This window comes from Streptomyces sp. NPDC034043 (assembly GCF_055575675.1).
Window position 1 is genome coordinate 346633 of sequence record NZ_JBVISF010000007.1, and the last position, 25524, is coordinate 372156.

Genomic DNA, 25524 nt, shown 5'->3' on the forward strand with positions numbered 1-25524 from the left:
GGATCACGGTCCGCCCGAAGATCCTTGCGGCCCCGACGCCCGACGCCTGACGCCACGGCGTCGCGGCAGGAACCACCGACCCGGGGACCGCCGTCCTAGGCCTCGGCGGCATAGTGGGGGGTCTGCGATCCACCTCGATCGACTCCGTCTCAACACCTCGAAACTCCAGGGGGACTCACGACATGCGACCGAACCGACCGGTCACCGCGCTCCTCAGTGCGGCCGCGCTCGCGCTGACCGCCTCGGCCTGCGGACCCGGCGACGGTGAGGCCGGCTCCGACGCCAAGCCGACCGTGGCTGCGAGCCTGCCGTCCGGCACGGCGGACGGGCTCAAGATCCCGGACGAGCTCAAGGACAAGCTCAAGCAGCACGGCTTCGACCTGGAGAAGTGGAAGGGGGGCGCGTGGAAGAACTGGAAGAAGGAGGACTGGCTCCGCGAGGCGGGCGACTACGTCAACCCGATCATCGACGGTCTCTGGGATCCGGACCGGATGCGTGACGCGGAGCAGCCGCAGCGCCCGTCCGTCGACCCGGACGCCGGCAAGGACCAGGGCGTCACCGACCCGACCCCGGCTCCGGTGGCCGCCAAGCCGGCCGCCGCGCCGTACCACACGAGCGTTCCGGCGTCCGGCAAGGTCTTCTTCGACGGTCCCGAGGGCTCGATGGTCTGCTCGGCGACCGTGGTGAAGGACCCGGCCCGCCCGGGCAAGTCCAACATGGTCTGGACGGCGGGCCATTGCGTGCACGCGGGCAAGGCCGGCGGCTGGTACCGCAACATCGCCTTCGTCCCCTCCTACAACAACGCGGGCAAGCCGGCGGCGGCGCTCAAGGGCGCGCCGCGCGAGCAGGTGGCCCCGTACGGCGTGTGGTGGAGCGACTGGGCGCAGACCTCGGACCAGTGGATCGCGACCGGCGGTCCGACGGGTGGCGCGGGTGCCCCGTACGACTTCGCGGTGCTGCACGTGACGCCGGAGAAGGGCGGCGGCAAGTCGCTGGAGGAGACGGTCGGTACGGCGCTGCCGGTGGAGTTCAACGCGCCGGCGGTGGGGAAGATCGCGGGCGTGACGGCGACGGGCTACCCGGCGGCGGCTCCGTTCGACGGGCAGAAGGCGTTCCAGTGCGCGGACAAGCCGGGCCGGCTGGCGCTGCGGCAGGCGGACCCGGTGATGTACCGCATCGGCTGCACGATGACGGGCGGTTCCTCCGGGGGCGGCTGGGTCGCGACGGGTGCCGACGGCAAGCCGGCGCTGGTGTCGAACACCTCGATCGGTCCGGCCAAGGCCGGCTGGCTGGCCGGTCCGAAGCTGGGCCCGGAGGCCAAGGGCATCTACGACGCGGTGAGCGCCAAGTTCAAGTAGGAGCCCGCGCGGAGCGGAGCGGACCCCGTCCGCACATGACGGAGGGCCCCCGCTCGTGCGGGGGCCCTCCGTCATTGCGGGCGTGTCGTGCCCTTACTGCTTGGCGGGCACGTACGGCGTCAGTTCCGCCGCCAGTTCCGCGTGGACCCGCGCCTTGAGCAGGGTCCCCTCCGGGGTGTGTTCCTCGGAGATCACCTCGCCCTCGGCGTGCGCCCGGGCGACCAGCGCGCCGCGGGTGTACGGCACGAGTGCCTCCACCTCGACCGCCGGCCTGGGCAGCTCGGCGTCGATGAGCGCGAGGAGTTCCTCGATGCCCTGGCCGGTGCGGGCCGAGACGGCGATGGAGTGCCGCTCGATGCGCAGCAGCCGCTGGAGGACGAGCGGGTCGGCGGCGTCCGCCTTGTTGATCACCACGATCTCGGGCACGTCGACCGCGCCGACCTCGCGGATGACCTCGCGCACCGCCGCCAGCTGCTCCTCCGGTGCCGGGTGCGAGCCGTCCACGATGTGCAGGATGAGGTCGGAGTCGCCGACCTCCTCCATCGTGGAGCGGAACGCCTCGACGAGGTGGTGGGGCAGGTGCCGGACGAAGCCCACGGTGTCGGCCAGGGTGTAGACGCGGCCGGAGGGGGTTTCGGCCCGGCGCACGGTCGGGTCGAGGGTGGCGAACAGTGCGTTCTCCACCAGTACGCCCGCGCCCGTGAGGCGGTTGAGGAGCGAGGACTTGCCCGCGTTGGTGTAGCCGGCGATGGCGACCGAGGGGACCTTGTTGCGGCGGCGTTCCTGCCGCTTGATGTCCCGGCCGGTCTTCATCTCGGCGATCTCCCGGCGCATCTTCGCCATCTTCTCGCGGATGCGGCGCCGGTCGGTTTCGATCTTGGTCTCACCGGGGCCTCGGGTGGCCATGCCGCCACCGCCGCCGCCACCCATCTGCCGGGAGAGCGACTGACCCCAGCCGCGCAGTCGCGGCAGCATGTACTGCATCTGCGCGAGTGCGACCTGCGCCTTGCCCTCTCGGGACTTGGCGTGCTGGGCGAAGATGTCGAGGATGAGGGCGGTCCGGTCGACGACCTTGACCTTGACCACGTCCTCGAGCGCGATGAGCTGGCCGGGGCTGAGCTCGCCGTCGCAGACGACGGTGTCGGCCCCGCTCTCGAGCACGATGTCGCGCAGCTCGCGGGCCTTGCCGGAACCGATGAAGGTGGCCGGGTCGGGCTTGTCGCGCCGCTGCATCACACCGTCGAGTACGAGGGCGCCCGCCGTCTCGGCGAGGGCCGCGAGCTCCGCGAGGGAGTTCTCGGCGTCGCTGACCGTGCCGGAGGTCCAGACACCGACGAGGACCACGCGCTCCAGGCGGAGCTGGCGGTACTCGACCTCGGTGACGTCCTCGAGTTCGGTCGAGAGACCGGCCACGCGGCGCAGGGCCGCGCGCTCGGAGCGGTCGAACTGGTCGCCGTCCCGCTCGCCGTCGATCTCGTAGCTCCAGGCGACGTCCTCTTCCATCAGGGCATCGGCCCGAAGGCTCTCGGTGAAGCTCTGCGAGTCCCGCACGTTCTGCGCGTCCCGCGGGTCCTGGGAAGGGGAAGAAGAGGAGGTCATTGGATCCTTACGTCGATTCGATGGTGTCGCGCCGGCCGGTTCCGGCGCCCGGCCGGTTCAGCCAGGGCCAAAGGTACCGCTGTGCGTGACATAACACTGTCACTTCCAACGCGTGGTCCGGCCCGGTGATTCCCCGCGGCGGTTCCCGGAGCGGGATTCCGCCGGGTTCCCGGTCGGACTCGTCGATGGTGTCATGCCCGTTCCCCGCCCGTCATACCGTTTTTCCCGCCGCTACGGCTTCCCCGCGGCCCCGGCCGGTGCGGCCGGGGAGGAGGCGGGGGCGGCCTTGGGGGACGCCGGTGCGGCCTTGGAGGACGCCGGGCCGCCCCACTCCGGGTGTCCGGGCATCGCCGGGGTGGTCTCCCCGTACAGCCACGGCCGCAGGAAGGCCGTGAGGTCGCGTCCGGCCTCCTGCGAGGCCAGCCGTACGAAGTCATCCGTGCCCGCGATCCCGTCCTTGTGCTCCGCCACCCAGCGCCGCTCGACCCGGTCGAAGGCCGCGGCGCCGATCTCCTGGCGCAGGGCGTAGAGGATCAGCGCGGCCCCGTCGTAGACGACGGGGCGGAAGAGGCCGATCTTCTCGCCGGGCGGGGCCGCCTTCGGGGCGGCCGGGGGGCCGCCCTGGGCCCGCCACTGGTCGGAGCGCTGGTAGGCCTCGCGCATCCGCCGCTCCAGGGGGTACTTGCCGAGCCCGTCGGCGTACAGGGCCTCGTACCAGGTGGCGTGCCCCTCGTTGAGCCACAGGTCGGACCAGGTGCGCGGGGTCACGCTGTCGCCGAACCACTGGTGGGCGAGCTCGTGGACCATGATGGACTCCACGTACCACTCCGGGTAGCCGGCCGCCTCCCCTGCGAACAGGCCGTGCTCGAAGAGCGAGAGCGTCTGGGTCTCCAGCTCGAAGCCGGTCTTCGCCCGGGCGATGAGCACCCCGTAGTTCTCGAAGGGGTAGCGGCCCACGCGCTCCTCCATCCACGCCACCTGCCCGGCGGTCTTCGCCAGCCAGGGCTCCAGCCGCTCGCGGTCCGCGGCGGGCACCACGTCGCGCAGCGGCAGGCCGTGCGGTCCGGTGCGGTGGACGACGGCGGAGCGGCCGACGGAGACCTGGGCCAGCTCGGTGGCCATCGGGTGCACGGTCCTGTACGTCCACTCGGTGGCGCCGCCCGCGCGGGCGGCGGGGAGGGCGCCGGGCAGCCCGTTGGCGACGGCCGTGTAGCCGTGCGGGGCGGTGATCCGGAAGGTGTAGTAGGCCTTGTCCGCGGGGTGGTCGTTGCAGGGGAAGACCCGGTGGGCGGCGTCCGCCTGGTTGGCCATGGCGAGGCCGTCCTCGGTGGTGACCCACCCCCCGTCGGAGGCCCTGCCGCGCGGGTCGCTGGTGTGCCGGACGGTGATGCGCAGCGGGGCGCTCGCCGGGACCGGGTGCGCGGGGGTCAGTACGAGGTCCTCCCCGGCGGACTCGAAGCGCGCGGGCTGGCCGTTGACCTCGGCGGAGGAGACGGTTCCGTGCGTGAAGTCGAGGTTGATCCGCTCCAGCGGTTCCAGGGTGCGGGCTTCGATGGCGGTGATCGCGTCGAGGGGGCTGCGGTTGTCCTCGTACGTGAAGGACAGGTCGTAGGAGAGGACGTCGTAGCCGGGGTTGCCCAGCTCGGGGAAGAGCCGGTCGCCGATGCCCAGCGGTTTCGGCGGGGGCAGCACGGCGGCGACGAGGGTGAGGGAGGCCGCGGCGAGCAGGGAGGCGCGCAGGCGCGGGGAGGTGAGCTGCATCCACCACCGCTTACCAGCGCGTGTCGCGGGCCCGCGAGCGGCGCGCGACGACTCCACCCGAACGAGGCGCCGGAGCCGGGCACAGGACTGCGTACACCCTTGTGCGGCACTTCCCGCGCACGTACGTCTCCACGAGCCCCCACCGAGGGCGGGAACCACCCCTGACGCGCCCCGGTACGCCTACGCCCCCCACGCCCCCCGAACCCCCGACGCCCCCGCTCCTCCCCCGGTCTTCCCCCGAAGCCTTCCCCAGCCCCCTGGGCCCCCGCCCCTCCCCTCTCCTCCCGCCGAGCGGGCCCTACACCCGGCTCACGTCGTACACGCCGGGCACGTCCCGCATCGCCCGCATCAGCGCGGGCAGTACCGCCGCGTCGGGCAGTTGCAGCGTGTAGCTGTGCCGGACCCGCTGTTCCACGGGCGGTTCCACGGTGGCGGAGACCACCTCGACCCCCAGCCGGGCGATGGCCTCGGTCAGGTCGGCCAAAAGGTGCGGGCGCCCGAACGATTCGGCGTTCAGCGTGACCCGGCAGTCCGCGGTGGCCCGCCAGTGCACGGCGACCGAGGTGCGGCCCAGGGCGCGCATCTGGGCCACGGCCGGGCAGTGGACGCGGTGGACCGTGACGGCGCCGCCGCGTACGACGAACCCGGCGACCGCGTCGGGCGGTACGGGGGTGCAGCATCCGGCGAGGCGGACGTGCGCGTCGGGCAGGTCGGCGACGGCGTTGCCCCCGCCGCCGCGCAGCCCGGGCACCGACAGCGGCGCGCGGGGCGCGGCGGTGGCGGGTCCGGGGCCGTCGGGGTGGGCCTGGAGCCAGCTGCTGATGGCGATCCGGGCGGCCGGGGTCCTGGCGTGCTCCAGCCAGTCGGGGGCGGGCCCGGAGGAGGCGTCCTGCGCGAGGAGCAGCTGGACGGTGTCGCCGTCGGAGAGCGGCGAGGAGAGTGAGGTGAGGCGCCCGTTGACGCGGGCGCCGATACAGCCGTGGGCCGCCTCGCCGTGCTGCGCGTAGGCGGCGTCGATACAGCTGGCCCCGGCGGGCAGGCCCAGCGTGCCCCCGTCGGCGCGGAAGACGGTGATCTCCCGGTCCTGGGCCAGTTCGGCGCGCAGCACGCTCCAGAAGGTGTCGGGGTCGGGTGCGGACTGCTGCCAGTCGAGGAGCCGGGAGAGCCAGCCGGGGCGGGTGGGGTCGACGCGTTCCTCGTCGCAGTCGGCGGCCTCGCCACCGGTGGCGTAGGGGTTGCCGAGGGCGATGACGCCGGCTTCGGCGACGCGGTGCATCTGGCGGGTGCGGACGATGACTTCGGCGACGTACCCCTCGGGGACGGCGACGGCGGTGTGCAGTGACTGGTAGAGGTTGAACTTCGGGACGGCGATGAAGTCCTTGAACTCCGAGACCACCGGGGTGAAGCAGGTGTGGAGTTCGCCGAGCACCCCGTAGCAGTCGGCGTTCTCGGCGACGAGGACGAGGATGCGGCCGAGGTCGGAGCCGCGCAGTTCGCCGCGCTGCCGGGAGATGCGGTGGACGGAGACGAAGTGCCGCGGCCGTACCTGGACCTCGGCGGCGATGCCGGCGTCGCGCAGGACGGTGCGTACGGATTCGGCGATGGCGGCGAGGGGGTCGTCCTCGCCGGCGTGGGCGGCGATGAGGGCGCGGGTGTTCTCGTACTCGTCGGGGTGGAGGATGGCGAAGACGAGGTCTTCCAGCTCGGTCTTGAGGGCCTGGACGCCGAGGCGTTCGGCGAGGGGGATCAGGACGTCGCGGGTGACTTTGGCGATGCGTGCCTGTTTCTCGGGGCGCATCACGCCGAGGGTGCGCATGTTGTGGAGCCGGTCGGCGAGTTTGATGGACATCACGCGGACGTCGTTGCCGGTGGCCACGAGCATCTTGCGGAAGGTCTCCGGTTCGGCGGCGGCCCCGTAGTCGATCTTCTCGACCTTGGTGACGCCGTCGACGATGAAGCAGACCTCGTCGCCGAACTCGGCCCGGACCTGTTCGAGGGTCACATCGGTGTCCTCGACGGTGTCGTGGAGGAGGGAGGCCGTCAGGGTGGTGGTCTCGGCGCCGAGTTCGGCGAGGATGAGGGTGACGGCGAGGGGGTGTGTGATGTAGGGCTCGCCGCTCTTGCGCATCTGGCCGCGGTGGGAGTGCTCGGCGAGCACATAGGCCTTCCGCAGGATGGACAGGTCGGCGTCCGGATGGTGGGCGCGGTGGGCTTCTGCTACGTGCCCGATGGCGTCCGGCAGGCGGTCGCGGGACGTGGGTCCGAGCAGGGCCGCGCGGCCCAGGCGGCGCAGATCGAGCCGGCTCCGGCCTCGTCTGCGCGGCTCAGGGCGGATCTCGGCGTGTGCTTCTGGGTTCGTGGCCTCTGCACTCATGGGCACCTCCGGCGGCTTCGACCGGCGGTGGCGGGCATGGGGTGAGCCCTCAGGGCCGGTGCCTGATGTTACCGACCCCACCACGTGGCGCAGTCCACCTCTTGCTCAGCGTGAAACGGATCACCCATGAGAGGGAATCTTCAGGCGAAGGCCGTTTCCGTCAGCCAGGCCGCTTCGAACTCGCCGGAGGCCACGATGACGGCCGGTCCAGTCATGTCGACGCTGCCGTCGGGGTGTTCGGTGATGACGAGGGTGCCGCCGGGGAGGTCGACGGTGTACGAGACGGGCCGGCCGGTCTCGGCGGGGTCGGCTCCGTCGCGCCGGATGGCGGCCACGGCGACGGCGCAGGCGCCGGTGCCGCAGGAGCGGGTCTCGCCGGAGCCGCGCTCGTGGACGCGCATGGCGACGTGCCGGGGGCCGCGGTCGACGACGAACTCGACGTTGACCCCGGTGGGGTAGGCGGAGGCGGGGCTGAACGGCGGGGGGCTGTACAGCGTGCCGGCGTGGTCGAGGCTTTCAACGAACGCGACGGCGTGCGGGTTCCCCATGTTCACGTTGCGCGCCGGCCAGGAGCGTTCGCCGACGGAGACGGTGACCTCGCCCTCGGGGAGCAGCGCGCGGCCCATGGAGACGGTGACGTCGCCGGTCTTGTCGAGGTGGACCCGCTTGACGCCGCCGCGGGTGGCGATGGCGAGGTCGCCCGGCTCGACGTGGCCGGCGTGCTGGAGGTAGCGGGCGAAGACGCGGACGCCGTTGCCGCACATCTCGGCGATGGAGCCGTCGCTGTTGCGGTAGTCCATGAACCACTCGGCCTCGCCGGCCATGTGCGCGGCCTCGGGGTGGGCGGCGGAGCGCACCACGTGCAGCACACCGTCGGCCCCGATGCCGGCCCGGCGGTCGCACAGGGCGGCGACGGCGGTGGCGGGCAGCTCGATGGCGTTGTCCGGGTCCGGGACGATCACGAAGTCGTTCTCGGTCCCGTGGCCCTTGAGGAAGGGGAGGCTGGTGTGCGTCACGCGCCCATGGTACCGAGCGGGTCACCGCCGCGGCCTGCGGTACCGGCATGCGGCCGGGCCGTCGCCGGTGGGGTGACGCCGCCGGTCCGCGCCGGTCAGCGCAGCCGGGCCACCCGGTACACGGCGAGTGCTACGACGGCCAGTGCGACCAGCGCGTACAGCGCGGCCATGCGCCAGTCGGGGCGGCGGCCGCTGCCGCGAGGCGGCAGCCCGGGCCAGGTGTAGCCGACGCGGCGCGCGGCCATCATGCCCCAGCCGCCCGCGCAGCAGCTGATGAGGAAGCCGAGCATGGCGACGACGGCTCCGCCGTCCCCGAACTCGAAGGCGAGGGGGAAGGCGAACATCAGGGAGCCGGCGGCGGCCAGCATCACGATGGGGGCGATCTGCCAGATGCGCAGGCGGCGCTGCGGTCGCAGCTCGACCTCGAAGGCGGGGCCGGCCGCCTCCGTGCCCGGCTCCGGGGCGTCGGGGCCGTCGGGGCTCAGACGGGCCGGTTCGGCGGGCAGGCCGAGACCATCGGTGGCGGAGTCGGCGCCGACCGGGGTGCCGGGTCCGCCGGAGCCCGCCGGGGCGTCCGGTACGCCGGTGCCGGCGGACGCGCCCGGCTCGCCGGACCCGCCGCGGAGCATCGGGTCCGCTTCCCGCCCGGTGTCGTCCCGCCCCGTGTCACGAGGGCCGGCCTCCATAGCCACGCGCCCTCCCCACTCGGACTTCGTACGCCACTGTTCAGAAGTTTGATGATGGCACGGACCCGGGCCCGCGACGGGCACACGGGGCTTCCCGATGCAATCACGTGATCAGGCTGTGACCGCTCGTTCGACCAACGACTGCGCGAGCCCGGGGAGTTCCGCCCGGTCGGCGGCGGCTCCGCTGAGCCAGTGCACGCGGGGATCACGGCGGAACCAGGAGTCCTGGCGGCGGGCGAAGCGCTTGGTGGCGCGTACGGTCTCGGCCCTCGCCTCGTCCTCGGTGCACTCCCCGGCGAGGGCGGCCAGTACCTGCTGGTAGCCCAGCGCGCGGGAGGCGGTGACGCCCTCGCGCAGTCCCCGGGCCTCCAGGGCCCGGACCTCGTCGACCAGTCCGGCCTCCCACATGCGGTCCACGCGCAGCGCGATCCGCTCGTCGAGCTCGGGGCGGGCCACGTCGACGCCGATCTGGACGGTGTCGTAGACGGATTCGTGGCCGGGCAGGTTGGCGGTGAAGGGCTTGCCGGTGATCTCGATGACCTCGAGGGCCCGGACGATGCGGCGGGTGTTGCTGGGCAGGATCGCGGCGGCCGCCGCCGGGTCGGCGGCGGCGAGGCGGGCGTGGAGGGCGCCGGGGCCGCGCAGGGTGGCCTCCGCCTCCAGGCGGGCCCTTACCTCGGGGTCGGTGCCGGGGAACTCCATGGCGTCGAGCGCGCCGCGCACGTACAGGCCGGATCCGCCGACGAGGACGGGGGTGCGGCCCTGGGCGAGCAGCGCGTCGATCTCCGCGCGGGCCAGGCGCTGGTACTCGGCGACGCTGGCGGTCTCGGTGACGTCCCAGACGTCGAGGAGGTGGTGCGGGACGCCGCCGCGTTCCTCGGGCGTCAGCTTGGCGGTGCCGATGTCCATCCCCCGGTACAGCTGCATGGAGTCGGCGTTGACGACCTCGCCGTCGAAGTGGCGGGCCAGGGCGACGCCCAGGTCGGACTTTCCGGCCGCGGTGGGTCCGACGACGGCGATGACCCGCGGGGCGGGGGCTGCGTTGCTCACCGGAACAGTCTCGCAAACCCCGCGGCATGTACCCGATCGGGTGAGGTGACGAGGTGCGGGCGGGGTCGTTGCCCTGAAGAGGTTCCGGCCCGGCGTGCGCCTGGCGCGCATCTGGTGGAGGCCGGTCCGGCCAGGGCGGAACTTCACCCGCACGAGTAACGTTATGGGAGTAGACATGGGCGTTTTTGACCGGATTTTTCGCCGCAAGGAAGAGGTAGTGGCCGATCAGGCCGCCACCGAGGCCGGAACGGCGGAGGCGCTGGAGGCGGAGACCGAGCCGGCCGAGGAGGCCGGGAAGGCCGAGGAAACCGGGACTGCGGTGGCCGGGGCCCCCGCGGCGGAGGCCGTGGAGATCCCCAAGCAGCAGTCGGCGGAGGCTGCCGCGGACAGCGAGTCCGGCGAGGGCGCCCGTACCTAGTCACGCCACTGGAAGGTGCCCCATGGGGTTCATGGACAATCTGAAGGCCAAACTCGCTCCCGCGAAGGAGAAGGTCGGTGACCTCGCGCAGCAGCACGAGGGCAAGATCGGCGAGGGCCTGGACAAGGTCGCCAGGGTCGTGGACTCCAAGACCCACGGCAAGTACAGCGCCAGGATCACGACCGGCGCGGACAAGGCGAAGGACGCCCTGGGCAAGATCGCGCACAAGGACACCCCCGGCGGGCCGACGCCGCCGGCCGCCTCCTGACGCGGTACCGCGAGGGGCGCGGGATCGGCTGATCCCGCGCCCCTCCGTCGTACGCGCGTACGGAAACCTCCTGGCCCGGCTAGGACCAGGCGGCCACGAAGTAGCCGACCCCGTAGGGGGCGTCCTCGTACAGCAGCCGGCCGTCCAGGCCCGCGCCGGCCGCGGCCCCCGCGAGCACCTGCCAGGGCGCGCGGCCGGCCGCCAGCAGCTCGGCGGCGAGCGCGGGGTCCAGCGCGGCGAGCGCGGCGGTGTCGGCGGCGCCCAGGGCGCGCCCGGCGGCGGCGTCGAAGGCGGCGGCCCGCTCGTCCAGGTAGCCGGGCGCCTTCAGGGTCCGGCAGGCGCTGCCGTCGCCCATGACGAGCAGCGCGACCCGTCCGGCCCGCGCGGCGGTCTCCCGGCCGGCCCGCAGGCAGTCCCCGGTGGCCAGCGTCCCGTCCACCGCGAGCCCCTCGACGGGGGCGGCGCCCCAGCGGGCGCGGCCCAGCAGCCAGGCACCGACGGCCAGTGGGGCGGGAAGCGGGCGCCCGGCCCCGTCGTCCCCGGGAGGGCCCTCGGGACGGTCCCCGAGCCGGACCTCCGTGTCGACGCCGAAGCCGCGGAAGCCGCCCCGGGATCCCGGGGGGTAGGCCCCCGCGGAGTCGGCCCCGGCGGCTCCGACCACGACGAGCAGGTCGGGCCGCGCGGCGGCGAGCACGGCCAGCGCGTCGGAGCAGGCGGTGCGGGCGGCGTCGAGTTCGGCGGCGGCGCCCGCGGCGACCTCCGGCACGAGGAGCGGCGGGGCGAGGCAGACGGCGGCGGCTACGAGCATGATCCGCAGCCTAGCCGTCCCCGGTGGCGCGTGGTCAGTCGATCGCGCAGCCCGAGGTGGCCACCGGCAGCGGGGCCGGGACGCCGATGGCCGGGATGCCCAGCATGACGCCCGCCGGCTGGGCCGGGGCCGCGTTGCGCTTCTCCCAGGCGTCGCCGGCGCGGGTGCGGCGCACCGCCCGCGTCGGGCCCTCGGCGAGCAGGTGGTGCGGGGCGGCGTAGGTGATCTCCACGGTCACCACGTCGCCGGGGCGGACGTCCTCGTCGGGCTTGGTGAAGTGCACCAGGCGGTTGTCGGGGGCGCGGCCGGACAGGCGGGCGGTGGCGCCGTCCTTGCGGCCCTCGCCCTCGGCGACCATCACCTCGAGCGTGCGGCCGACCTGCTTCTTGTTCTCCTCCCAGGAGATCTCCTCCTGGAGGGCGACCAGGCGCATGTAGCGGTCCTGGACGACCTCCTTGGGGATCTGCCCCTCCATGTCGGCGGCGGGGGTCCCGGGACGCTTGGAGTACTGGAAGGTGAAGGCGTTGGCGAAGCGGGCCTCGCGCACGACGTGCATCGTCTGCTGGAAGTCCTCCTCCGTCTCGCCGGGGAAGCCCACGATGATGTCGGTGGAGATCGCGGCGTGCGGGATCGCGGCGCGGACCTTCTCGATGATGCCGAGGAATCGCTCCTGCCGGTACGACCGGCGCATCGCCTTGAGGATCGGGTCCGAACCCGACTGCAGCGGCATGTGGAGCTGCGGCATCACGTTCGGGGTCTCGGCCATGGCGGCGATCACGTCGTCGGTGAAGTCGCGCGGGTGCGGGGAGGTGAAGCGGACCCGCTCCAGCCCCTCGATCCGGCCGCAGGCGCGCAGCAGCTTGGAGAAGGCCTCGCGGTCGCCCAGGTCGGAGCCGTAGGCGTTGACGTTCTGGCCGAGCAGGGTGATCTCGGAGACGCCCTCGGCGACCAGGGCCTCCACCTCGGCGAGGATGTCGCCGGGACGGCGGTCCTCCTCCTTGCCGCGCAGCGCCGGAACGATGCAGAAGGTGCAGGTGTTGTTGCAGCCGACGGAGATCGAGACCCAGGCGGCGTACGCGGACTCGCGGCGGGTCGGGAGCGTGGAGGGGAAGGCCTCCAGCGACTCGGCGATCTCGATCTGGGCCTCCTCCTGGACGCGGGCGCGCTCCAGGAGGACGGGCAGCTTGCCGATGTTGTGCGTACCGAAGACCACGTCGACCCAGGGGGCCTTCTTGACGATGGTGTCGCGGTCCTTCTGGGCGAGGCAGCCGCCGACGGCGATCTGCATGCCGGGGCGCTTCGTCTTCATCGGGGCGAGCCGGCCGAGGTTGCCGTACAGCTTGTTGTCGGCGTTCTCGCGGACGGCGCAGGTGTTGAAGACGACGACGTCGGCGTCACCGTCGGAACCCTCGGGCGCGCGGACGTAGCCCGCGTCCTCCAGCAGACCGGAGAGCCGCTCGGAGTCGTGCACGTTCATCTGGCACCCGTAGGTGCGCACCTCGTAAGTTCCCTTGGGGTCCACCACTGCCGTGCTCCGGTCGCCGCTGCTGGTCATGCAACAAGGGTAGGCGGTACCGGAGAGCCCTCCGGCCCCCGCGGGCGATGCCCTCCGGCGGCGCTGTGGTGGCGGTGGGCCGATCCGGCCCCGCCGGGCATGCGGCCATAAGTCGTGGGCTTGGTTTCTGGCCGCTCTAGAATGCGCGGTTATGGAACTGGCTCAGCTGCGGTACTTCGTGGCGGTGGCGGACGAGGGCGGCTTCACCCGCGCCGCGGAGCGGCTGCACGTGTCCCAGCCCGGGGTGAGCGCGCAGGTCAAGCAGCTGGAGCGGGAGCTGGGGCAGCGGCTGCTGGACCGCTCGGGGAGGCGGGTCACTCCGACGGAGGCGGGCGTTGCGGTACTGGCCTACGCGCGGGCCGCGCTGGCAGCGGTGGAGGGGATCCGGCGGACGGCCGACGAGTTCTCGGGGCTCCTGCGGGGACGCGTGGCGCTGGGCCTCATCCCGGGGGCGGCCTCGGCGGCGGTGGACGCCTTCGACGTGGTGGGACTGCTGGGCGACTTCCACGAAGCGCACCCCCAGGTGGAGATCTCGCTCACCGAGGACACCTCGGAGCGGATGCTGGGGGCGCTGCGGCGCGGGGAACTGGACCTGGCGGTGGTCGGGCTGGCCGGGGAGCCGCCGCCGGGGATAACGGCGCGGGCGGTGCTGGACGAGCCGCTCGTCGCGGTGGTCCGGGCCGACGACCCCCTCGTACGGTCCGCCGTCGACGGCCGCGTCGCCCTGGCGGAGCTGCGGGGGCGGGCACTGATCGCCCTGCCGCCCGGGACGGGGCTGCGCGGGGTGCTGGAACGGGCCTGCGCGGAGGCCGGTTTCACCGCCCGTGTGGACTTCGAGGCGGCCGCGCCGACGGTGCTGGCCCGGCTGGCCGCGAGGGGGCTCGGGGTGGCGGTGGTCCCCCGCGGAGCGGAATCGGCGGCCGGCCCCGGGGTGCGGGCGCTGCGGCTCAGCGACCCGGAACTGAGCGGCCGGGTCGCGCTGGCCTGGCGCACGGACGGCCCGTCCGGCCCGGCGGCCCGCCGCCTCCTGGCCCGCCTGCGCACCGCCCTGCCGGCCGCCGCGGGCCGGGGCTGACCTCGGAGCCGGCACCCGCGGCGGCGCGGGCCGGCCGGGGGTAGGGGCGCGAGCCGCCCCGGGAGCCGGCATCGGCGGCGGTGCGGGCCGGCCGGAGCCGCCGGGGTACGGCTTGGCCGGCCCGGGCCCGGGGGGGACGCCCCTGTAGCGGGCACCCACGCCGGTGCGGGCCGGCCGGAGCCGCCGCGTCGGCCACGCCGGCGGCGACGGCGCCGGGGCGGACCCGGGGCCCGCGGCGCCGACCCGGGCCGACGTCGCCCGGTCGGCCGTGACAGGACGGCGGAGGGGGTGCGAGGATCCCGGCATGCCCCTCGTACCTCCCCGCATCAGCCGGCGCCGCCTCCTGCTGGGCCTCGTCGCCGTGCTGGTCGTGCTCGGCGGGCTGCTGTGGTGGCCCAGGCCCTTCTGGGAACCGGAGCTCAAGGGCGAGCTGACCTTCAGCACGGGGGTGCGCAACGGCGTCTACCACCGTTACGGGCTGCTGCTGGAGGAGGCCCTCGGGCAGGACATGCCCGCGGTGAAGGTCCGGCTGCAGACCAGCGAGGGGTCGCAGCAGAACCTCCAGCGGGTGGCCGCCGGGCAGGCGGACTTCACGGTGGCCACGGCGGACGCGGTCGCCAAGTACCGGGCGGACGGGAAGCCGGGCGCCGACCGGCTGCGCGGCTGCGCGCGGCTCTACGACGACTACGTCCAGCTGGTGGTGCCGGCGGGTTCGCCGGTGCAGTCGGCCCGTGACCTGCGGGGCAAGAGGGTCGCGGTCGGCCAGGACGGCTCCGGGGTCCGGCTGGTGTCGGAACGGCTGCTGACGGCGGCCAAGCTCAACCCGAAGAAGGACGTGACCGCCGTCGGGATCGGCATCGACACCATGCCCGCCGAGCTCGAGGCGGGGCGGATCGACGCCTTCTTCTGGTCGGGCGGACTCCCGACCAACGCCGTGCGCGAGCTGTCGGAGCGCTTCGACATCCGGCTCGTGCAGCTGGGCGACCTGGTCGAGCAGCTCCAGGACACCGGCAGCCCGGCCCGGTACTACCGCGCGGCGGTGATGCCCCAGGACGCGTACGCCCGGGCCCGCAACACCTCGGCGGTGGCCACGCTGGCCGTGCCGAACCTGCTGGTCACCCGGGAGGACACCGGTGCGGAGCTGACGGAGCGGTTCACCCGGACGGTGATCCTGAGCCGCGACCGGATCGGGCACCAGGTGCACGCCGCGCAGCTGGTGGACCTGCGTACGGCGATCTACACGGACCCGCTCGACCTGCACGAGGGCGCCGGGCGGTACTACCGCTCGGTCAAGCCGTAGGCAGCAGCATCATCGCGGCGGCGGCCGCGCCGATCAGTCCGGCGTGGGTGCCGAGGGTGGCGGGGACGACCTGGAGGTCCCGGACGAAGGACAGGGCCGCGTACGAGGCCAGGTGCCGCCGGATCGGCGCGAAGAGGGTGTCCCCGCTGGCGGCGACCCCGCCGCCGATGACCGCGATGTCGGTCTCGACGAGGGTGGCGGTGGCCGCGATGGCCGCGGCCAGGGCCCGCCCGGCCCGGTCGAAGGCGGCCAGCGCCACCGGATCGCCGGCCGCCGCGGAGGCGGCGACGCCCGCCGCCGTGGGGTCGGGGCCGGTCCAGCCCTGGGCGAGGGCCCAGCGGGCGATGGCGGTCCCGGAGGCGAGGGATTCCACGCAGCCGTGGCCTCCGCAGGCGCACCGCTCGCCGTCGAACGCGACGCTGATGTGGCCGATGTGACCAGCGTTGCCCGTGGGTCCGGGGTGGAGCTGGTTGTTCAGGATCAGGCCGCCCCCGACCCCGGTGGAGACCACCATGCACAGGGCGTTGGCGTGTCCCCGGGCGGCGCCCAGCCAGTGCTCGGCGGCCGTCATGGCCACGCCGTCGCCGGCCAGGACGGCCGGGATCCGGGCCCCCCGCGCGCTCAGCTCGGCGGCGACCCGCTCCTGGACGGGGAAATCGCGCCAGGCCCCGATGTTGACCGGGCTCACGGTGCCCCGCGAGGTGTCCACCGGGCCCGCGCTCCCGATGCCGCAGCGGACGGCCCGCGCCCACAGGGGGGCCCGCGCCAGTTCGGCGACGACCTCCGCGACCGCCGCCATCACCCCCTCGGCGTCCGTCCCGCGCGGGGTCGGCCGCCGGGTGACCGCGGTCATCGCGCCGTCGGGGTGGACCAGCGCCCCGGCGATCTTCGTACCGCCGATGTCGATCGCGACGGTCGGGCCGGCGACGGCGGCCGCCGCGACCGCGCGCGGCATGGAGAGGGCTGAGGTGGGGGTGGTCACGGGGCGCTCCTGCGAAGGGGTCGGATTTCAGTATGCGGCCGGCGGCGGAGCCGTACTCTCCCGGGGCTCCAGCCTGGGCAGCTCGCTCTCCCGGGCCCGGGGCGGGCCTCCGGCGAGGAGGGCGAGGAGCTCCTCGGCCGCGAGCCGGCCGAATCCGGCGGTGTCGCGGACCAGCGCGGTCAGCCGGGGGTGGGTCACCCGGCACAGCGCCGAGTCGTCCCAGGCGACGATGGAGAGGCGGTCCGGTACGGGGATGCCCAGCTCGGCGGCAACCGCCCTGCCGGCCACCGCCATCACGTCGTTGTCGTAGACCAGGGCCGTGGGCGGCTCCGGCTCGGCGAGGACCCGGCGGGTGGCGGCGGCGCCCTCGGAGTCGGAGTAGTCGGTGGTCACCGAACGCACCTGGCCGCCGGGCAGCCCGAGCCGGCGGGCCCCGTCGCGCAGCGAGGCGATGCGGCGGGCCGTATGGGCGAGGCCGGGCAGGCCGGCGATGTGCGCGATCCGGCGGTGCCCGAGGCCGTGGAGGTGCTCGAGTACCGCGGCCATGGCGCGGGTGTCGTCGGCCCATACGGACGACAGCGGCGGCGGCGCCGGGGACGGCTCCGGCGACGGCGAAGGCGACGGCTCCGGCGACTCCGCGGACCCGGCCCGCGCCGGCCGGGCCGGCACCGGTTCGCCCGTTCCGCCGACGAACACGGCCGGCAGCCCCAGCCCGGCCAGGAGTTCCGGGCGCGGGTCCCGCGTACGGGGGTCGACGACGAGGACGCCGTCCACGCGCCGTTCGGCCCACCAGCGGCGGTGGACCGCGCATTCGGCGTCGATGTCCTCCACCACCTGGAAGAGCAGGGCCGTCCGGCCGGCCGAGAGCACTTCCTGTATGCCGGAGACGAGCTGGAGGAAGAACGACTCGACGCCGAGGGTGTGCGCGGGCCGGGCCAGGACCAGCCCGATGGCGCCGCAGCGCTCGCCGGACAGGGCGCGGGCGGCGTGGTGGGGTTGCCAGCCCAGTTCCTCGGCGACCCGGCGGACCCGGGAGCGGGTGTCCTCGGAGACGCCCGGCCTGCCGTTGAGGGCGAAGGACACGGCGGTCTCGGACACTCCGGCCCGGTGGGCGATGTCCTTGATGGTGGGTCTGCGGGCCATGCCTGCCTCATCCCTCGGTGACGTGGACTTCGATGGGCGGACCGTACGCGATCCCGCCCCGGAAGGTCCGCCCCTTGCAAAGGCGCGGCCGCCCACGGCAACTGCCATACAGGCGCGGTATTTTGATGCACAATCATCGCCTGTTCGCGGGGCGCTTCCACGGCCGGCATTCCCGCGGGTCTTACCGGCGAGGCGCGGGAGGGAATCCCCGGAACCGCATGACCGCAGGGGCCCGGGGCTTCCACGGCCCGACCACAGCCCTTCCGCCGCCCCGCCTTGAGCGCATAAGCGGCGGCCCGCCTTAAGCGCCTTAGCGGCGCCCCGTCGAAATCAGGCCGCCCGGCCGCGAAGGCGCTGTTGACTCCGTCCCGCGCGCCCCGGCAGGTTGGGGGCGTCCGGCGCATTCCCCAAAACTCCGGGACCCTCCATGCACCGCGCCTCCCCCCGCACCCTGCGCTTCGGCGCCAACTACACCCCGGCACGCGGCTGGTTCCACCACTGGCTGGACTTCGACCCCGGCGAGGCCGGGGCCGACCTCGACTCGATCGCCGCCCTCGGCCTGGACCACGTACGCGTGTTCCCGCTGTGGCCGCTCTTCCAGCCCAACCGCACGCTGATCCGGCCGCGTGCCGTCGAGCAGCTCGTCGCCCTCGCCGACGCGGCCGCCGCCCGCGGGCTCGACGTCGCCGTGGACGGCTTGCAGGGGCACCTGTCGAGCTTCGACTTCCTGCCCGCGTGGACCCGGACCTGGCACCGGCGGAACATCTTCACCGATCCGGAGGTGGTCGCGGCTCAGGAGGAGTACCTGCGCACGCTGGCCGCCGCCCTCGCGGACCGGCCGAACTTCCTCGGCATGACGGTGGGCAACGAGGTCAACCAGTTCTCCGGCCCCCCGCACCCCGACCCCGACCTCATCACCCCCGAGCAGGCCGGCCGGTGGCTGGAGCGGATGCTCGCCGCCTGCGAGCGGGGAGCACCGGGGCGGCCGCACGTGCACGCCGCGTACGACGCGGCCTGGTACCAGGACGGGCACCCCTTCACCCCGGCCCAGGCGGCCCGGCTCGGCGCGGCCACCGTCGTGCACTCGTGGGTGTTCAACGGCACCGCGCAGCTGCACGGCCGCACCGGCACGGCGACCGAGCACCATGCCGCGTACCTGATCGAGCTGTCGAAGGCCTGGGCCGCGGACCCGCTGCGCCCGGTGTGGCTCCAGGAGGTCGGGGCGCCCGCGCCGCTGGTCCCGCCGGAGCACGCCGCGCGGTTCACCCGGGCCACGCTGGCGGCGGCCCTGGACTGCCCCGGGCTGTGGGGGGTGACCTGGTGGTGCTCGCACGACGTGTCCCGGGAGCTCGCGGACTTCCCGGAGCTCGAGTACGGCCTCGGCCTGCTCACCAACGACCGCCGTACCAAGCCCGCCGGGGCCGCCGTGGCCGAGATCGCCGGAGCGTGGCGGGGCCGCGGGCACCGGCCGGCGGTACGCTCCACCGCGCTCGTCCTGGACGAGGCGCCGGGCCGGGCGGCCTGCGCGCCGGGCGGCACGTTCTTCGAGGCCTGGGCGGCGCTGACGGCCCGGGGCCTGCGCCCGGCGGTGGTCCTCGCGGACCGCGCGGCGGACCCGGCCCACCTCGAGGCCCGGGGCATCACCGAAACGGTGCGCGTCGCGGACGCCTGAGGACTCCCGACGCGGACCCCAGCCCCAACCCCTGCCCCCTGCCCCCACCCCGGTCTCCGCCCCGGACCCGTCACCAGATCCCTCCCCGCCCCCGCCCGAGCCGTCCCGTGAGGAGCTCCCATGTCCGAGTCCGGTGCCACCGCCCCCTTACCGCCGACCAGACGCGCCGTCCTGGCCGCGAGCGCCACCGGCGCCGGAGCGGTGCTCCTCGGGGCGCCCGCCCCGGCGTCGGCCGCCCCGGCCGTACGGGAGAACGCCGCCTCGGGCAGCGCCGCACCGGACAGCGCCGCGCCGGGCCTGGCCCCGTACGCCTCCTACTGGTTCCCGGACTCCCTGCCCCCCGGCACCCCCGAGCCGGGCGTCGTGTGGCGCTCGCTCAGCGGCTGGACCCCGGAGTCGGACCCGGACCTGGCCCACAACACCGCGACCGTGCCGCTCGCCCCGCGCTTCACCCCGGTGCCGGCGCACCGCGGCGCCCGGGCCGGCCAGGCGCGGATCTCGGCACTGGTCTCGTTCGGGCCGACGTCCCGCAACCCCTCCCAGGGTTCGGCGACCGCCGACTCCTACGCGCTGACGCACTGGGCCTACCTCGACGAACTGGTGTTCTGGGGCGGCTCCGCCGGCGAGGGCATCGTGCTGGCCCCGAACGCGCCCGTCGTCGACGCCGCCCACCGCAACGGCGTCCGGGTGCTGGGCAACGTCTTCCTGCCGCCCGTCCCCTACGGCGGCGACCTCCAGTGGACGCGGGACCTGGTGCGGCGGGAGGCGGACGGCCGGTTCCCGATGGCGGAGCAGCTGGTGCGGGTGGCGCGGGCGTACGGCTTCGACGGCTGGTTCGTCAACGCCGAGACGGACGGCGGCGACAGCGCCCTCGCCACCCGGATGCGGGAGTTCCTGCGGGCGCTGCGGGCGGCGGGCGCGCCGCACGGGCTGCGCATCACCTGGTACGACGCCATGAACAGCACCGGCAGGGTCGGCTGGCAGGGCGCGCTCAACGCCCTGAACGAGGAGTTCTTCGAGGACCGGTCGGGCCGGGTCGCGGACACGATGTTCGTGGACTTCCGCTGGACGCCGCGCGCGCTCGCCGAGTCCGGCGTCCGCGCCGGCCGGCTCGGCCGCAGCCGGTACGAGCTGTGGGCGGCGGTCGACGTGGAGTCCAACGGCTGGGACTCCGAAGTCCGTTGGGACGCGATCGTCCCCCGCGACCGGAGCCATGTGGTCAGCCTCGGCCTGTACCGGCCGGAGTGGACCCGCAACCACCTCACGGACCGCTCCCCGGGCGCCTTCCACCGCGCCGACGACCGGTTCTGGACGGGCGAGTCCCTGGACCCGGCCCGGCCCGCGCCGGAATCCGGCTGGCGGGCCCCGGCCACCTTCGCCGCGGACCGCTCCACCGTCGCCGGGCTCCCCTTCGGCTGCTCCTTCAACACCGGCCACGGGCTGCGCTGGTACGAGGAGGGCGCGGTCACCTCCGAGGAGCCCTGGAACCACCTCGCGCTCCAGGACCGCCTTCCGGGACGGCGCTGGGTGGTGGACACCGCCGGGGCGCGGCCCTCGGTGACCCTGGACTTCGCGGACGCCTGGCGCGGGGGTTCCAGCCTGCTGGTGGCGGGCCCGCTGACCGCGCCGGCCGCCGTCGGCCTGCACGCGACGCGGCTGCCGCTCACCGGCTCGGCCGTCGCGGAGCTGGTCCACTCGAGCGGTGCGGGACCGGTGGCGGTCGAGCTCGGGGTCGCCGTCCGAGAGCCGTCCGGGCCGGGGGCGCCCGTGCCGTACACCTGGCTGGCCGCCGGGACGGCGGGGACGGGCCAGGGCTGGCGGAGCTCCCGCGTGCCCCTCGCGCGCCTGGCCGGGAGGACCGCGTACGCCCTCGCCGTACGGATCACCGCGCCCGGGAAGACCCCGGTGTCCTGGCGGCTCGGGGCCCTGACGGTACGCGACACCACCGCGCGGCGGCGGCCGGCCCCGCCCGCCCACCTGAGGGTGGAGGCCGTGGCCCGGCAGGGCGACGGGCGTGCCGAGCTCCGCCTGCGCTGGGACCGGGCGGCCGGGCCCGTCCGGCAGTACGAGCTCCACCGCCTCCTCCCCGACGGCACCCGCCGCTTCCTGGCCGGCACCTGCGCGGCCGCCCTCCACCTGCCCTCCGTCGGCCGGGCGGGCGGGGAGCCGGCGGCCGTCTTCGAGCTGCGGGCGGTGGACGAGACGTACGCCGTGTCCGCACCGGCCCGCACCGTGCTGCCCTGGCTGTAGGAGCCCCGGGGCCTCTAGGCGCCGTGGGGGTCGGTGCGCGGGACGGCGACCGTCACGCGCAGCCCGTGCGGCGGGTTCGTCTCGTAGGAGAGGGATCCGCCGCCCGAGGCGAGCAGGGCGCGGGAGATGGACAGGCCCAGCCCGGAGCCCTTCACGTTCTGGTGGCGGCCACTGCGCCAGAAGCGGTCGCCGACGCGCTGCAGTTCCTCCTCGGTCAGGCCGGGCCCCCGGTCGGCGACGACGACGAGCGCGCTGCGCCCCTCGGCGGAGACGGACACCTCGACCTCCTCCCCGGCGGGGGTGAACTTCAGGGCGTTGTCGATGACGGCGTCGAGCGCGCTGGACAGGGCGATGGGGTCGGCCCAGCCGGTGACGGCGGAGGGTCCCGTCTCGGTGAGCCGTACGCCCTTCTCCTCGGCGTAGGGCCGCCAGGCCGCGACCCGCTCGGCGGCGAGCCCGCCGATGTCGGTGAGGCTGATCTCGGCGGAGGCGTGCTCGGCGAGGGCCAGGTCCAGCAGGTCGTCGAGGACCTGGGCGAGGCGTTTGCCCTCGGTGCGCACGGAGGCGATCTCCTCGTTGCCCTCGGGGAGTTCGAGGGCGAGGAGCTCGATGCGCAGGAGCAGTGCGGCGAGCGGATTGCGCAGCTGGTGGGAGGCGTCCGCGACGAACGCCCGCTGCTGCTCCAGTACCTCTTCGACGTTGTCCGCCATCTCGTTGAACGATCGCGCCAGGCGTCTGAGTTCCGGCGGGCCGCTCGCGGCGGCGACGCGGGAGTTCATCCGTCCGGTGGCGATGCCGTGGGCGGCCGCGTCCAGGATCCGTACGGGCTTGAGCACCCAGCTGGTCAGGCGGAGGGCGGCGCCGAAGGCGACGAGCATGGCGGCGGCCAGCCCGGCGGCGATGATCAGCCAGCCGCGCAGGATCCGGGCGCGCATCTGGTCGGTGGGGGACTCGGTGGCGACGACGGCGACCACGTCACCGTCGAGGACGACCGGGGAGATGACGAGGAGTTTGCCGCTGGTCTGCCAGGGCCAGACCTGGCCGGGGTCGTGGCTGCGCCGCCCGGCGAGGGCCTCCTTGAAGGCCAGCCGGCCCTCCCCGGACTCGGGCAGCTGCCACCAGCCGGGGGCGCGGGCCATGGCGTTGTCGTCGCGGTAGAAGATGCCGACGCGGATGCGGTACAGCTCCTGGTAGCGGGCGAGTTCGAGCTGGAGCGTCTCGCGGCGCTCCTGGGCGCCGGTGGCCCCGGACCCCTCGGCGTCGATGACGAACTGGGCGAGGGCGGCGAAGCGGGCGCTGTCGTCGATCCGGTCGACGACCACCCGCTGCTGCTGGGCGGCGGCCAGGCTGACGGCGAGCGGCAGGCCGAGCGCGATCAGCACGCCCGCCATCAGGACGACCAGGAGCGGGAGGAGCCGGGTGCGCACGGCGGACCGCTAGGGCGCGGCCGGGGTGACGAGCCGGTAGCCCACCCCGCGGACGGTCTCGATGAGCGCGGGCATGCCCAGCTTGGAGCGCAGCGAGGCGACGTGCACCTCGAGGGTGCGGCCGGTGCCCTCCCAGCTGGTGCGCCACACCTCGCTGATGATCTGCTCGCGGCGGAAGACCACGCCGGGCCGCTGCGCGAGCAGGGCCAGCAGGTCGAACTCCTTGCGGGTCAGCGGTACGTCGGTCCCGTTCACGGTGACGCGGCGGGTGGGCAGCTCGACGGCGACCGTGCCGAGGCGGACCGTGCCGGGGGCGCTCTCGGGGGTGGCGGAGGCCTCCTCGGGGCCGCCGGTGCGCCGGGCGACGGCGTGGATGCGGGCGAGGAGCTCCCCGGTGTCGTACGGCTTGACCACGTAGTCGTCGGCGCCCATGTTCAGGCCGTGGATGCGCGAGCGCACGTCACCGCGGGCGGTCACCATGATGACCGGGACGGAGGTGCGCTTGCGGATCTTGCCGCAGACCTCGTAGCCGTCCTGGTCGGGCAGACCCAGGTCGAGGAGGACCACGCCGAAGGGCTTGGCCCCGGCCGGCAGGAGCGCCTGGAGGGCCTCCTCGCCGTTGCGGGCGTGGGTCACCTGGAAGCCGTGCCGGGCGAGGATCGCGGACAGGGCGGCGGCGACGTGGTCGTCGTCCTCGACGAGCAGCAGCCTCATGGGGTCCCCCTTCCCGCTTCTTCCGCTTCAGCTTCCGTACACATGGTCACCATGCATCCACGCCCATGGGAGAGTCCCACGTCAAGAGGGTTCCGGTCCGGCGAGTCTTCCGTTATGCACCCGGTACGAGTACATCGCGTCCTTCGTGGGTACAGCGTACGGAGCGTATCGATGCGAGTCCGTTTCGTTATGCTCAATTCTCCCTCAGATGTGGTGACGGTGTGCGCGCCTCGTCACTACTGTCCTCCCAACCGACGGAGGACGGAGCAAGAAGCCGATGAGCGGAGTATCAGTGACCAAGGACGTGCAGGATGCGGCCGGTGCCGCGGACGGCCTGGTCGTACTGAGCAACGTCAACAAGCACTTCGGCGCGCTGCACGTGCTTCAGGACATCGATCTGAGCATTGCCCGCGGTGAGGTCGTCGTGGTGATCGGGCCCTCGGGCTCGGGCAAGTCGACGCTGTGCCGGACCATCAACCGGCTGGAGACGATCGACTCGGGCAGCATCACGCTGGACGGGAAGCCGCTTCCGGCGGAGGGCAGGGAACTGGCCCGGCTGCGCGCCGACGTGGGCATGGTCTTCCAGTCCTTCAACCTGTTCGCGCACAAGACGGTGCTGCAGAACGTGATGCTGGGTCAGCTCAAGGTCCGCAAGGCGGACCAGGCGACGGCCCTGGAGAAGGCGAAGGCGCTGCTGGACCGGGTGGGTGTCGGCGCACAGGCCGACAAGTACCCGGCGCAGCTGTCCGGTGGTCAGCAGCAGCGCGTGGCGATCGCCCGGGCGCTGGCGATGGACCCGAAGGTGATGCTCTTCGACGAGCCCACCTCGGCGCTGGACCCGGAGATGATCAACGAGGTGCTGGAGGTCATGCAGCAGCTCGCCCGCGAGGGCATGACGATGGTGGTCGTCACGCACGAGATGGGCTTCGCCCGTTCGGCGGCCGACCGGGTCGTCTTCATGGCGGACGGGAAGATCGTCGAAGAGGCCACTCCGGAGCAGTTCTTCAGCAACCCGCGGAGCGACCGCGCCAAGGACTTCCTGTCGAAGATCCTGCACCACTGACGCCCGCGTCTGGTAGTGATCCGACCGACGGCAGTCGCCGTCGCCCACGACGTGTCCAGCTCGTCGTTCAACAACGTCTCACCCGAGGGAAGTTCACCATGAAGGTTCTGAAGGCCGGCGCGGCCGTGGCCACGGCCGCCGTTCTCGCCCTGACGGCGACCGCCTGTGGCGGCGGAAGCAAGGACACCGCGAGCGACGCGGGCGCCTCCGGCGGCACCAAGTCGGACAAGATCGTCATCGGCATCAAGTTCGACCAGCCGGGCCTCGGCCTGAAGACCCCGGACGGCAAGTTCGAGGGCTTCGACGTCGACGTCGCCACGTACGTGGCCAAGGAGCTCGGCTACCAGCCGGACCAGATCCAGTTCAAGCAGGCCGTCAGCGCCGAGCGCGAGAACCTGATCTCGAACGGTGACGTCAAGCTCGTGGTCGCCACCTACACGATCAACGAGAAGCGCAAGGCGAAGGTCGACTTCGCGGGCCCGTACTTCCTCGCCCACCAGGACCTGCTGGTCCGCGCCGACGAGACCTCGATCACCAAGGCCGAGGACCTGAACAGCAAGAAGCTGTGCTCGGTCGCCGGCTCCACTTCCGCGCAGAACGTCAAGACCAAGCTGGCCCCCGAGGCCGACCTGAAGGAATACCCGGGCTACTCCGAGTGCCTGACCGGCCTGGAGAACAAGGCCGTGGACGCGCTCACCACGGACGGCTCGATCCTGGCCGGCTACGCCGCGCAGGAGAAGAACAAGGGCAAGTTCAAGCTGGCCGGCCTGAAGCTCAGCGACGAGCCGTACGGCATCGGCCTGAAGAAGGGCGACAAGGACCTCCAGTCCAAGGTGAACGCCGCGCTCAGGAAGATGGTCGAGGACGGCTCCTGGCAGAAGGCGGTGGACGCGAACCTCGGCCCCGCCGGCTACAAGGCCGATCCGGCCCCGCAGATCACCGAAGGCAGCTGATCCATCGGTGAGGGGAGCCGCCGCCCGCCCGCCGCGGGCGGCGGCTCGCCTC

21 protein-coding genes are annotated in these 25524 nt (G+C 73.8%); 9 read left to right on the plus strand and 12 right to left on the minus strand.

Going from position 1 to position 25524, the window contains the following annotated elements:
• The first annotated feature begins 182 nt into the window (after nt 1-182).
• Nucleotides 183-1358, plus strand: a complete 1176-nt coding sequence (locus ACZ51S_RS19865) for a trypsin-like serine peptidase (RefSeq protein WP_468478876.1) — start codon at nt 183-185, stop codon at nt 1356-1358.
• 93 nt (nt 1359-1451) lie between these two features.
• Here ACZ51S_RS19865 and hflX read toward each other — a convergent pair whose 3' ends face one another.
• The 6 genes from hflX to miaA form a co-directional block, all read right to left on the minus strand.
• Nucleotides 1452-2957, minus strand: coding sequence for a GTPase HflX (gene hflX / locus ACZ51S_RS19870; RefSeq protein ID WP_468478877.1), 1506 nt, complete (start codon nt 2955-2957; stop codon nt 1452-1454).
• A gap of 231 nt (nt 2958-3188) precedes the next feature.
• On the minus strand, nt 3189-4718 hold the full coding sequence (locus ACZ51S_RS19875; protein ID WP_468478878.1) for a M1 family metallopeptidase: 1530 nt from the start codon (nt 4716-4718) through the stop codon (nt 3189-3191).
• A gap of 298 nt (nt 4719-5016) precedes the next feature.
• Nucleotides 5017-7092, minus strand: coding sequence for a RelA/SpoT family protein (locus tag ACZ51S_RS19880; protein ID WP_468802845.1), 2076 nt, complete (start codon nt 7090-7092; stop codon nt 5017-5019).
• Nucleotides 7093-7232: 140 nt separating this feature from the next.
• Entirely contained in the window at nt 7233-8108 is an 876-nt protein-coding gene (dapF, locus tag ACZ51S_RS19885) for a diaminopimelate epimerase (protein WP_468802846.1), read from the minus strand.
• Between the two features lie 95 nt (nt 8109-8203).
• The gene (locus ACZ51S_RS19890; protein WP_468478895.1) at nt 8204-8794 is read right to left on the minus strand and encodes a hypothetical protein; all 591 of its coding nucleotides are present in this window, start codon (nt 8792-8794) and stop codon (nt 8204-8206) included.
• Between the two features lie 111 nt (nt 8795-8905).
• Nucleotides 8906-9844: a tRNA (adenosine(37)-N6)-dimethylallyltransferase MiaA gene (miaA, locus tag ACZ51S_RS19895; protein ID WP_388938223.1), complete on the minus strand. Its 939-nt coding sequence runs from the start codon at nt 9842-9844 to the stop codon at nt 8906-8908.
• A 217-nt stretch (nt 9845-10061) separates the two neighbouring features.
• On the opposite strand from miaA, the gene ACZ51S_RS19900 reads away from it, so the two are divergent.
• Both ACZ51S_RS19900 and ACZ51S_RS19905 read left to right on the plus strand, forming a co-directional pair.
• Nucleotides 10062-10262, plus strand: a complete 201-nt coding sequence (locus tag ACZ51S_RS19900) for a gliding motility protein (protein WP_468478882.1) — start codon at nt 10062-10064, stop codon at nt 10260-10262.
• 22 nt (nt 10263-10284) lie between these two features.
• Nucleotides 10285-10530 carry an antitoxin gene (locus ACZ51S_RS19905; protein ID WP_388938219.1) on the plus strand — a complete coding sequence of 82 codons (246 nt, stop codon included), beginning with the start codon at nt 10285-10287 and terminating at the stop codon, nt 10528-10530.
• A gap of 79 nt (nt 10531-10609) precedes the next feature.
• On the opposite strand, the gene ACZ51S_RS19910 is transcribed toward ACZ51S_RS19905, so the two are convergent.
• Together ACZ51S_RS19910 and miaB are read right to left on the minus strand one after the other, a co-directional pair.
• Nucleotides 10610-11338 carry a class III extradiol ring-cleavage dioxygenase family protein gene (locus ACZ51S_RS19910; protein ID WP_468802847.1) on the minus strand — a complete coding sequence of 243 codons (729 nt, stop codon included), beginning with the start codon at nt 11336-11338 and terminating at the stop codon, nt 10610-10612.
• Between the two features lie 34 nt (nt 11339-11372).
• On the minus strand, nt 11373-12893 hold the full coding sequence (gene miaB, locus ACZ51S_RS19915; RefSeq protein WP_468478884.1) for a tRNA (N6-isopentenyl adenosine(37)-C2)-methylthiotransferase MiaB: 1521 nt from the start codon (nt 12891-12893) through the stop codon (nt 11373-11375).
• Nucleotides 12894-13044: 151 nt separating this feature from the next.
• Here miaB and ACZ51S_RS19920 point away from each other — a divergent pair, with 151 nt between their 5' ends.
• Complete coding sequence (locus ACZ51S_RS19920; RefSeq protein WP_468478885.1) at nt 13045-13968, plus strand: LysR family transcriptional regulator; 924 nt, start codon at nt 13045-13047, stop codon at nt 13966-13968.
• A 304-nt stretch (nt 13969-14272) separates the two neighbouring features.
• Nucleotides 14273-15268: a TAXI family TRAP transporter solute-binding subunit gene (locus tag ACZ51S_RS19925; RefSeq protein WP_468478886.1), complete on the plus strand. Its 996-nt coding sequence runs from the start codon at nt 14273-14275 to the stop codon at nt 15266-15268.
• Here ACZ51S_RS19925 and ACZ51S_RS19930 read toward each other — a convergent pair.
• Nucleotides 15258-16223, minus strand: a complete 966-nt coding sequence (locus ACZ51S_RS19930; protein ID WP_468802864.1) for an ROK family protein — start codon at nt 16221-16223, stop codon at nt 15258-15260. The genes ACZ51S_RS19925 and ACZ51S_RS19930 overlap by 11 nt on opposite strands.
• 54 nt (nt 16224-16277) lie before the next feature.
• Nucleotides 16278-17393, minus strand: a complete 1116-nt coding sequence (locus ACZ51S_RS19935) for a LacI family DNA-binding transcriptional regulator (RefSeq protein ID WP_468885662.1) — start codon at nt 17391-17393, stop codon at nt 16278-16280.
• 427 nt (nt 17394-17820) lie between these two features.
• On the opposite strand from ACZ51S_RS19935, the gene ACZ51S_RS19940 reads away from it, so the two are divergent.
• Together ACZ51S_RS19940 and ACZ51S_RS19945 are read left to right on the plus strand one after the other, a co-directional pair.
• The gene (locus ACZ51S_RS19940; protein ID WP_468478888.1) at nt 17821-19065 is read left to right on the plus strand and encodes a glycoside hydrolase 5 family protein; all 1245 of its coding nucleotides are present in this window, start codon (nt 17821-17823) and stop codon (nt 19063-19065) included.
• Nucleotides 19066-19185: 120 nt separating this feature from the next.
• Nucleotides 19186-21315 (plus strand): endo-beta-N-acetylglucosaminidase, encoded by a 2130-nt coding sequence (locus tag ACZ51S_RS19945; protein WP_468478889.1) that lies wholly within the window; start codon nt 19186-19188, stop codon nt 21313-21315.
• A gap of 14 nt (nt 21316-21329) precedes the next feature.
• Here the strand turns inward: ACZ51S_RS19945 and ACZ51S_RS19950 are convergent, their stop codons facing one another.
• Nucleotides 21330-22742, minus strand: a complete 1413-nt coding sequence (locus ACZ51S_RS19950) for a sensor histidine kinase (RefSeq protein ID WP_468478890.1) — start codon at nt 22740-22742, stop codon at nt 21330-21332.
• 9 nt (nt 22743-22751) lie between these two features.
• On the minus strand, nt 22752-23456 hold the full coding sequence (locus tag ACZ51S_RS19955) for a response regulator transcription factor (protein WP_468478891.1): 705 nt from the start codon (nt 23454-23456) through the stop codon (nt 22752-22754).
• A 277-nt stretch (nt 23457-23733) separates the two neighbouring features.
• Between ACZ51S_RS19955 and ACZ51S_RS19960 the strand changes: the two genes are divergently transcribed.
• Entirely contained in the window at nt 23734-24519 is a 786-nt protein-coding gene (locus tag ACZ51S_RS19960) for an amino acid ABC transporter ATP-binding protein (protein ID WP_388938198.1), read from the plus strand.
• Between the two features lie 98 nt (nt 24520-24617).
• Nucleotides 24618-25472 (plus strand): glutamate ABC transporter substrate-binding protein, encoded by an 855-nt coding sequence (locus ACZ51S_RS19965; protein ID WP_468478892.1) that lies wholly within the window; start codon nt 24618-24620, stop codon nt 25470-25472.
• The last annotated feature ends 52 nt before the right edge of the window (nt 25473-25524 follow it).

Bases quoted from the DNA above. Each gene is read 5' to 3' on its own strand.
- ACZ51S_RS19920 (WP_468478885.1), top strand. From the start codon at position 13,045: ATGGAACTGGCTCAGCTGCGGTACTTCGTGGCGGTGGCGGACGAGGGC.
- ACZ51S_RS19965 (WP_468478892.1), top strand. From the start codon at position 24,618: ATGAAGGTTCTGAAGGCCGGCGCGGCCGTGGCCACGGCCGCCGTTCTC.
- ACZ51S_RS19865 (WP_468478876.1), top strand. From the start codon at position 183: ATGCGACCGAACCGACCGGTCACCGCGCTCCTCAGTGCGGCCGCGCTC.
- miaB (WP_468478884.1), bottom strand. From the start codon at position 12,893: ATGACCAGCAGCGGCGACCGGAGCACGGCAGTGGTGGACCCCAAGGGA.
- ACZ51S_RS19925 (WP_468478886.1), top strand. From the start codon at position 14,273: ATGCCCCTCGTACCTCCCCGCATCAGCCGGCGCCGCCTCCTGCTGGGC.
- ACZ51S_RS19875 (WP_468478878.1), bottom strand. From the start codon at position 4,718: ATGCAGCTCACCTCCCCGCGCCTGCGCGCCTCCCTGCTCGCCGCGGCC.
- ACZ51S_RS19905 (WP_388938219.1), top strand. From the start codon at position 10,285: ATGGGGTTCATGGACAATCTGAAGGCCAAACTCGCTCCCGCGAAGGAG.
- ACZ51S_RS19930 (WP_468802864.1), bottom strand. From the start codon at position 16,223: ATGCCGCGCGCGGTCGCGGCGGCCGCCGTCGCCGGCCCGACCGTCGCG.
- ACZ51S_RS19960 (WP_388938198.1), top strand. From the start codon at position 23,734: ATGAGCGGAGTATCAGTGACCAAGGACGTGCAGGATGCGGCCGGTGCC.
- hflX (WP_468478877.1), bottom strand. From the start codon at position 2,957: ATGACCTCCTCTTCTTCCCCTTCCCAGGACCCGCGGGACGCGCAGAAC.
- ACZ51S_RS19910 (WP_468802847.1), bottom strand. From the start codon at position 11,338: ATGCTCGTAGCCGCCGCCGTCTGCCTCGCCCCGCCGCTCCTCGTGCCG.
- ACZ51S_RS19935 (WP_468885662.1), bottom strand. From the start codon at position 17,393: ATGGCCCGCAGACCCACCATCAAGGACATCGCCCACCGGGCCGGAGTG.
- ACZ51S_RS19955 (WP_468478891.1), bottom strand. From the start codon at position 23,456: ATGAGGCTGCTGCTCGTCGAGGACGACGACCACGTCGCCGCCGCCCTG.
- ACZ51S_RS19890 (WP_468478895.1), bottom strand. From the start codon at position 8,794: ATGGAGGCCGGCCCTCGTGACACGGGGCGGGACGACACCGGGCGGGAA.
- ACZ51S_RS19880 (WP_468802845.1), bottom strand. From the start codon at position 7,092: ATGAGTGCAGAGGCCACGAACCCAGAAGCACACGCCGAGATCCGCCCT.
- ACZ51S_RS19945 (WP_468478889.1), top strand. From the start codon at position 19,186: ATGTCCGAGTCCGGTGCCACCGCCCCCTTACCGCCGACCAGACGCGCC.
- ACZ51S_RS19940 (WP_468478888.1), top strand. From the start codon at position 17,821: ATGCACCGCGCCTCCCCCCGCACCCTGCGCTTCGGCGCCAACTACACC.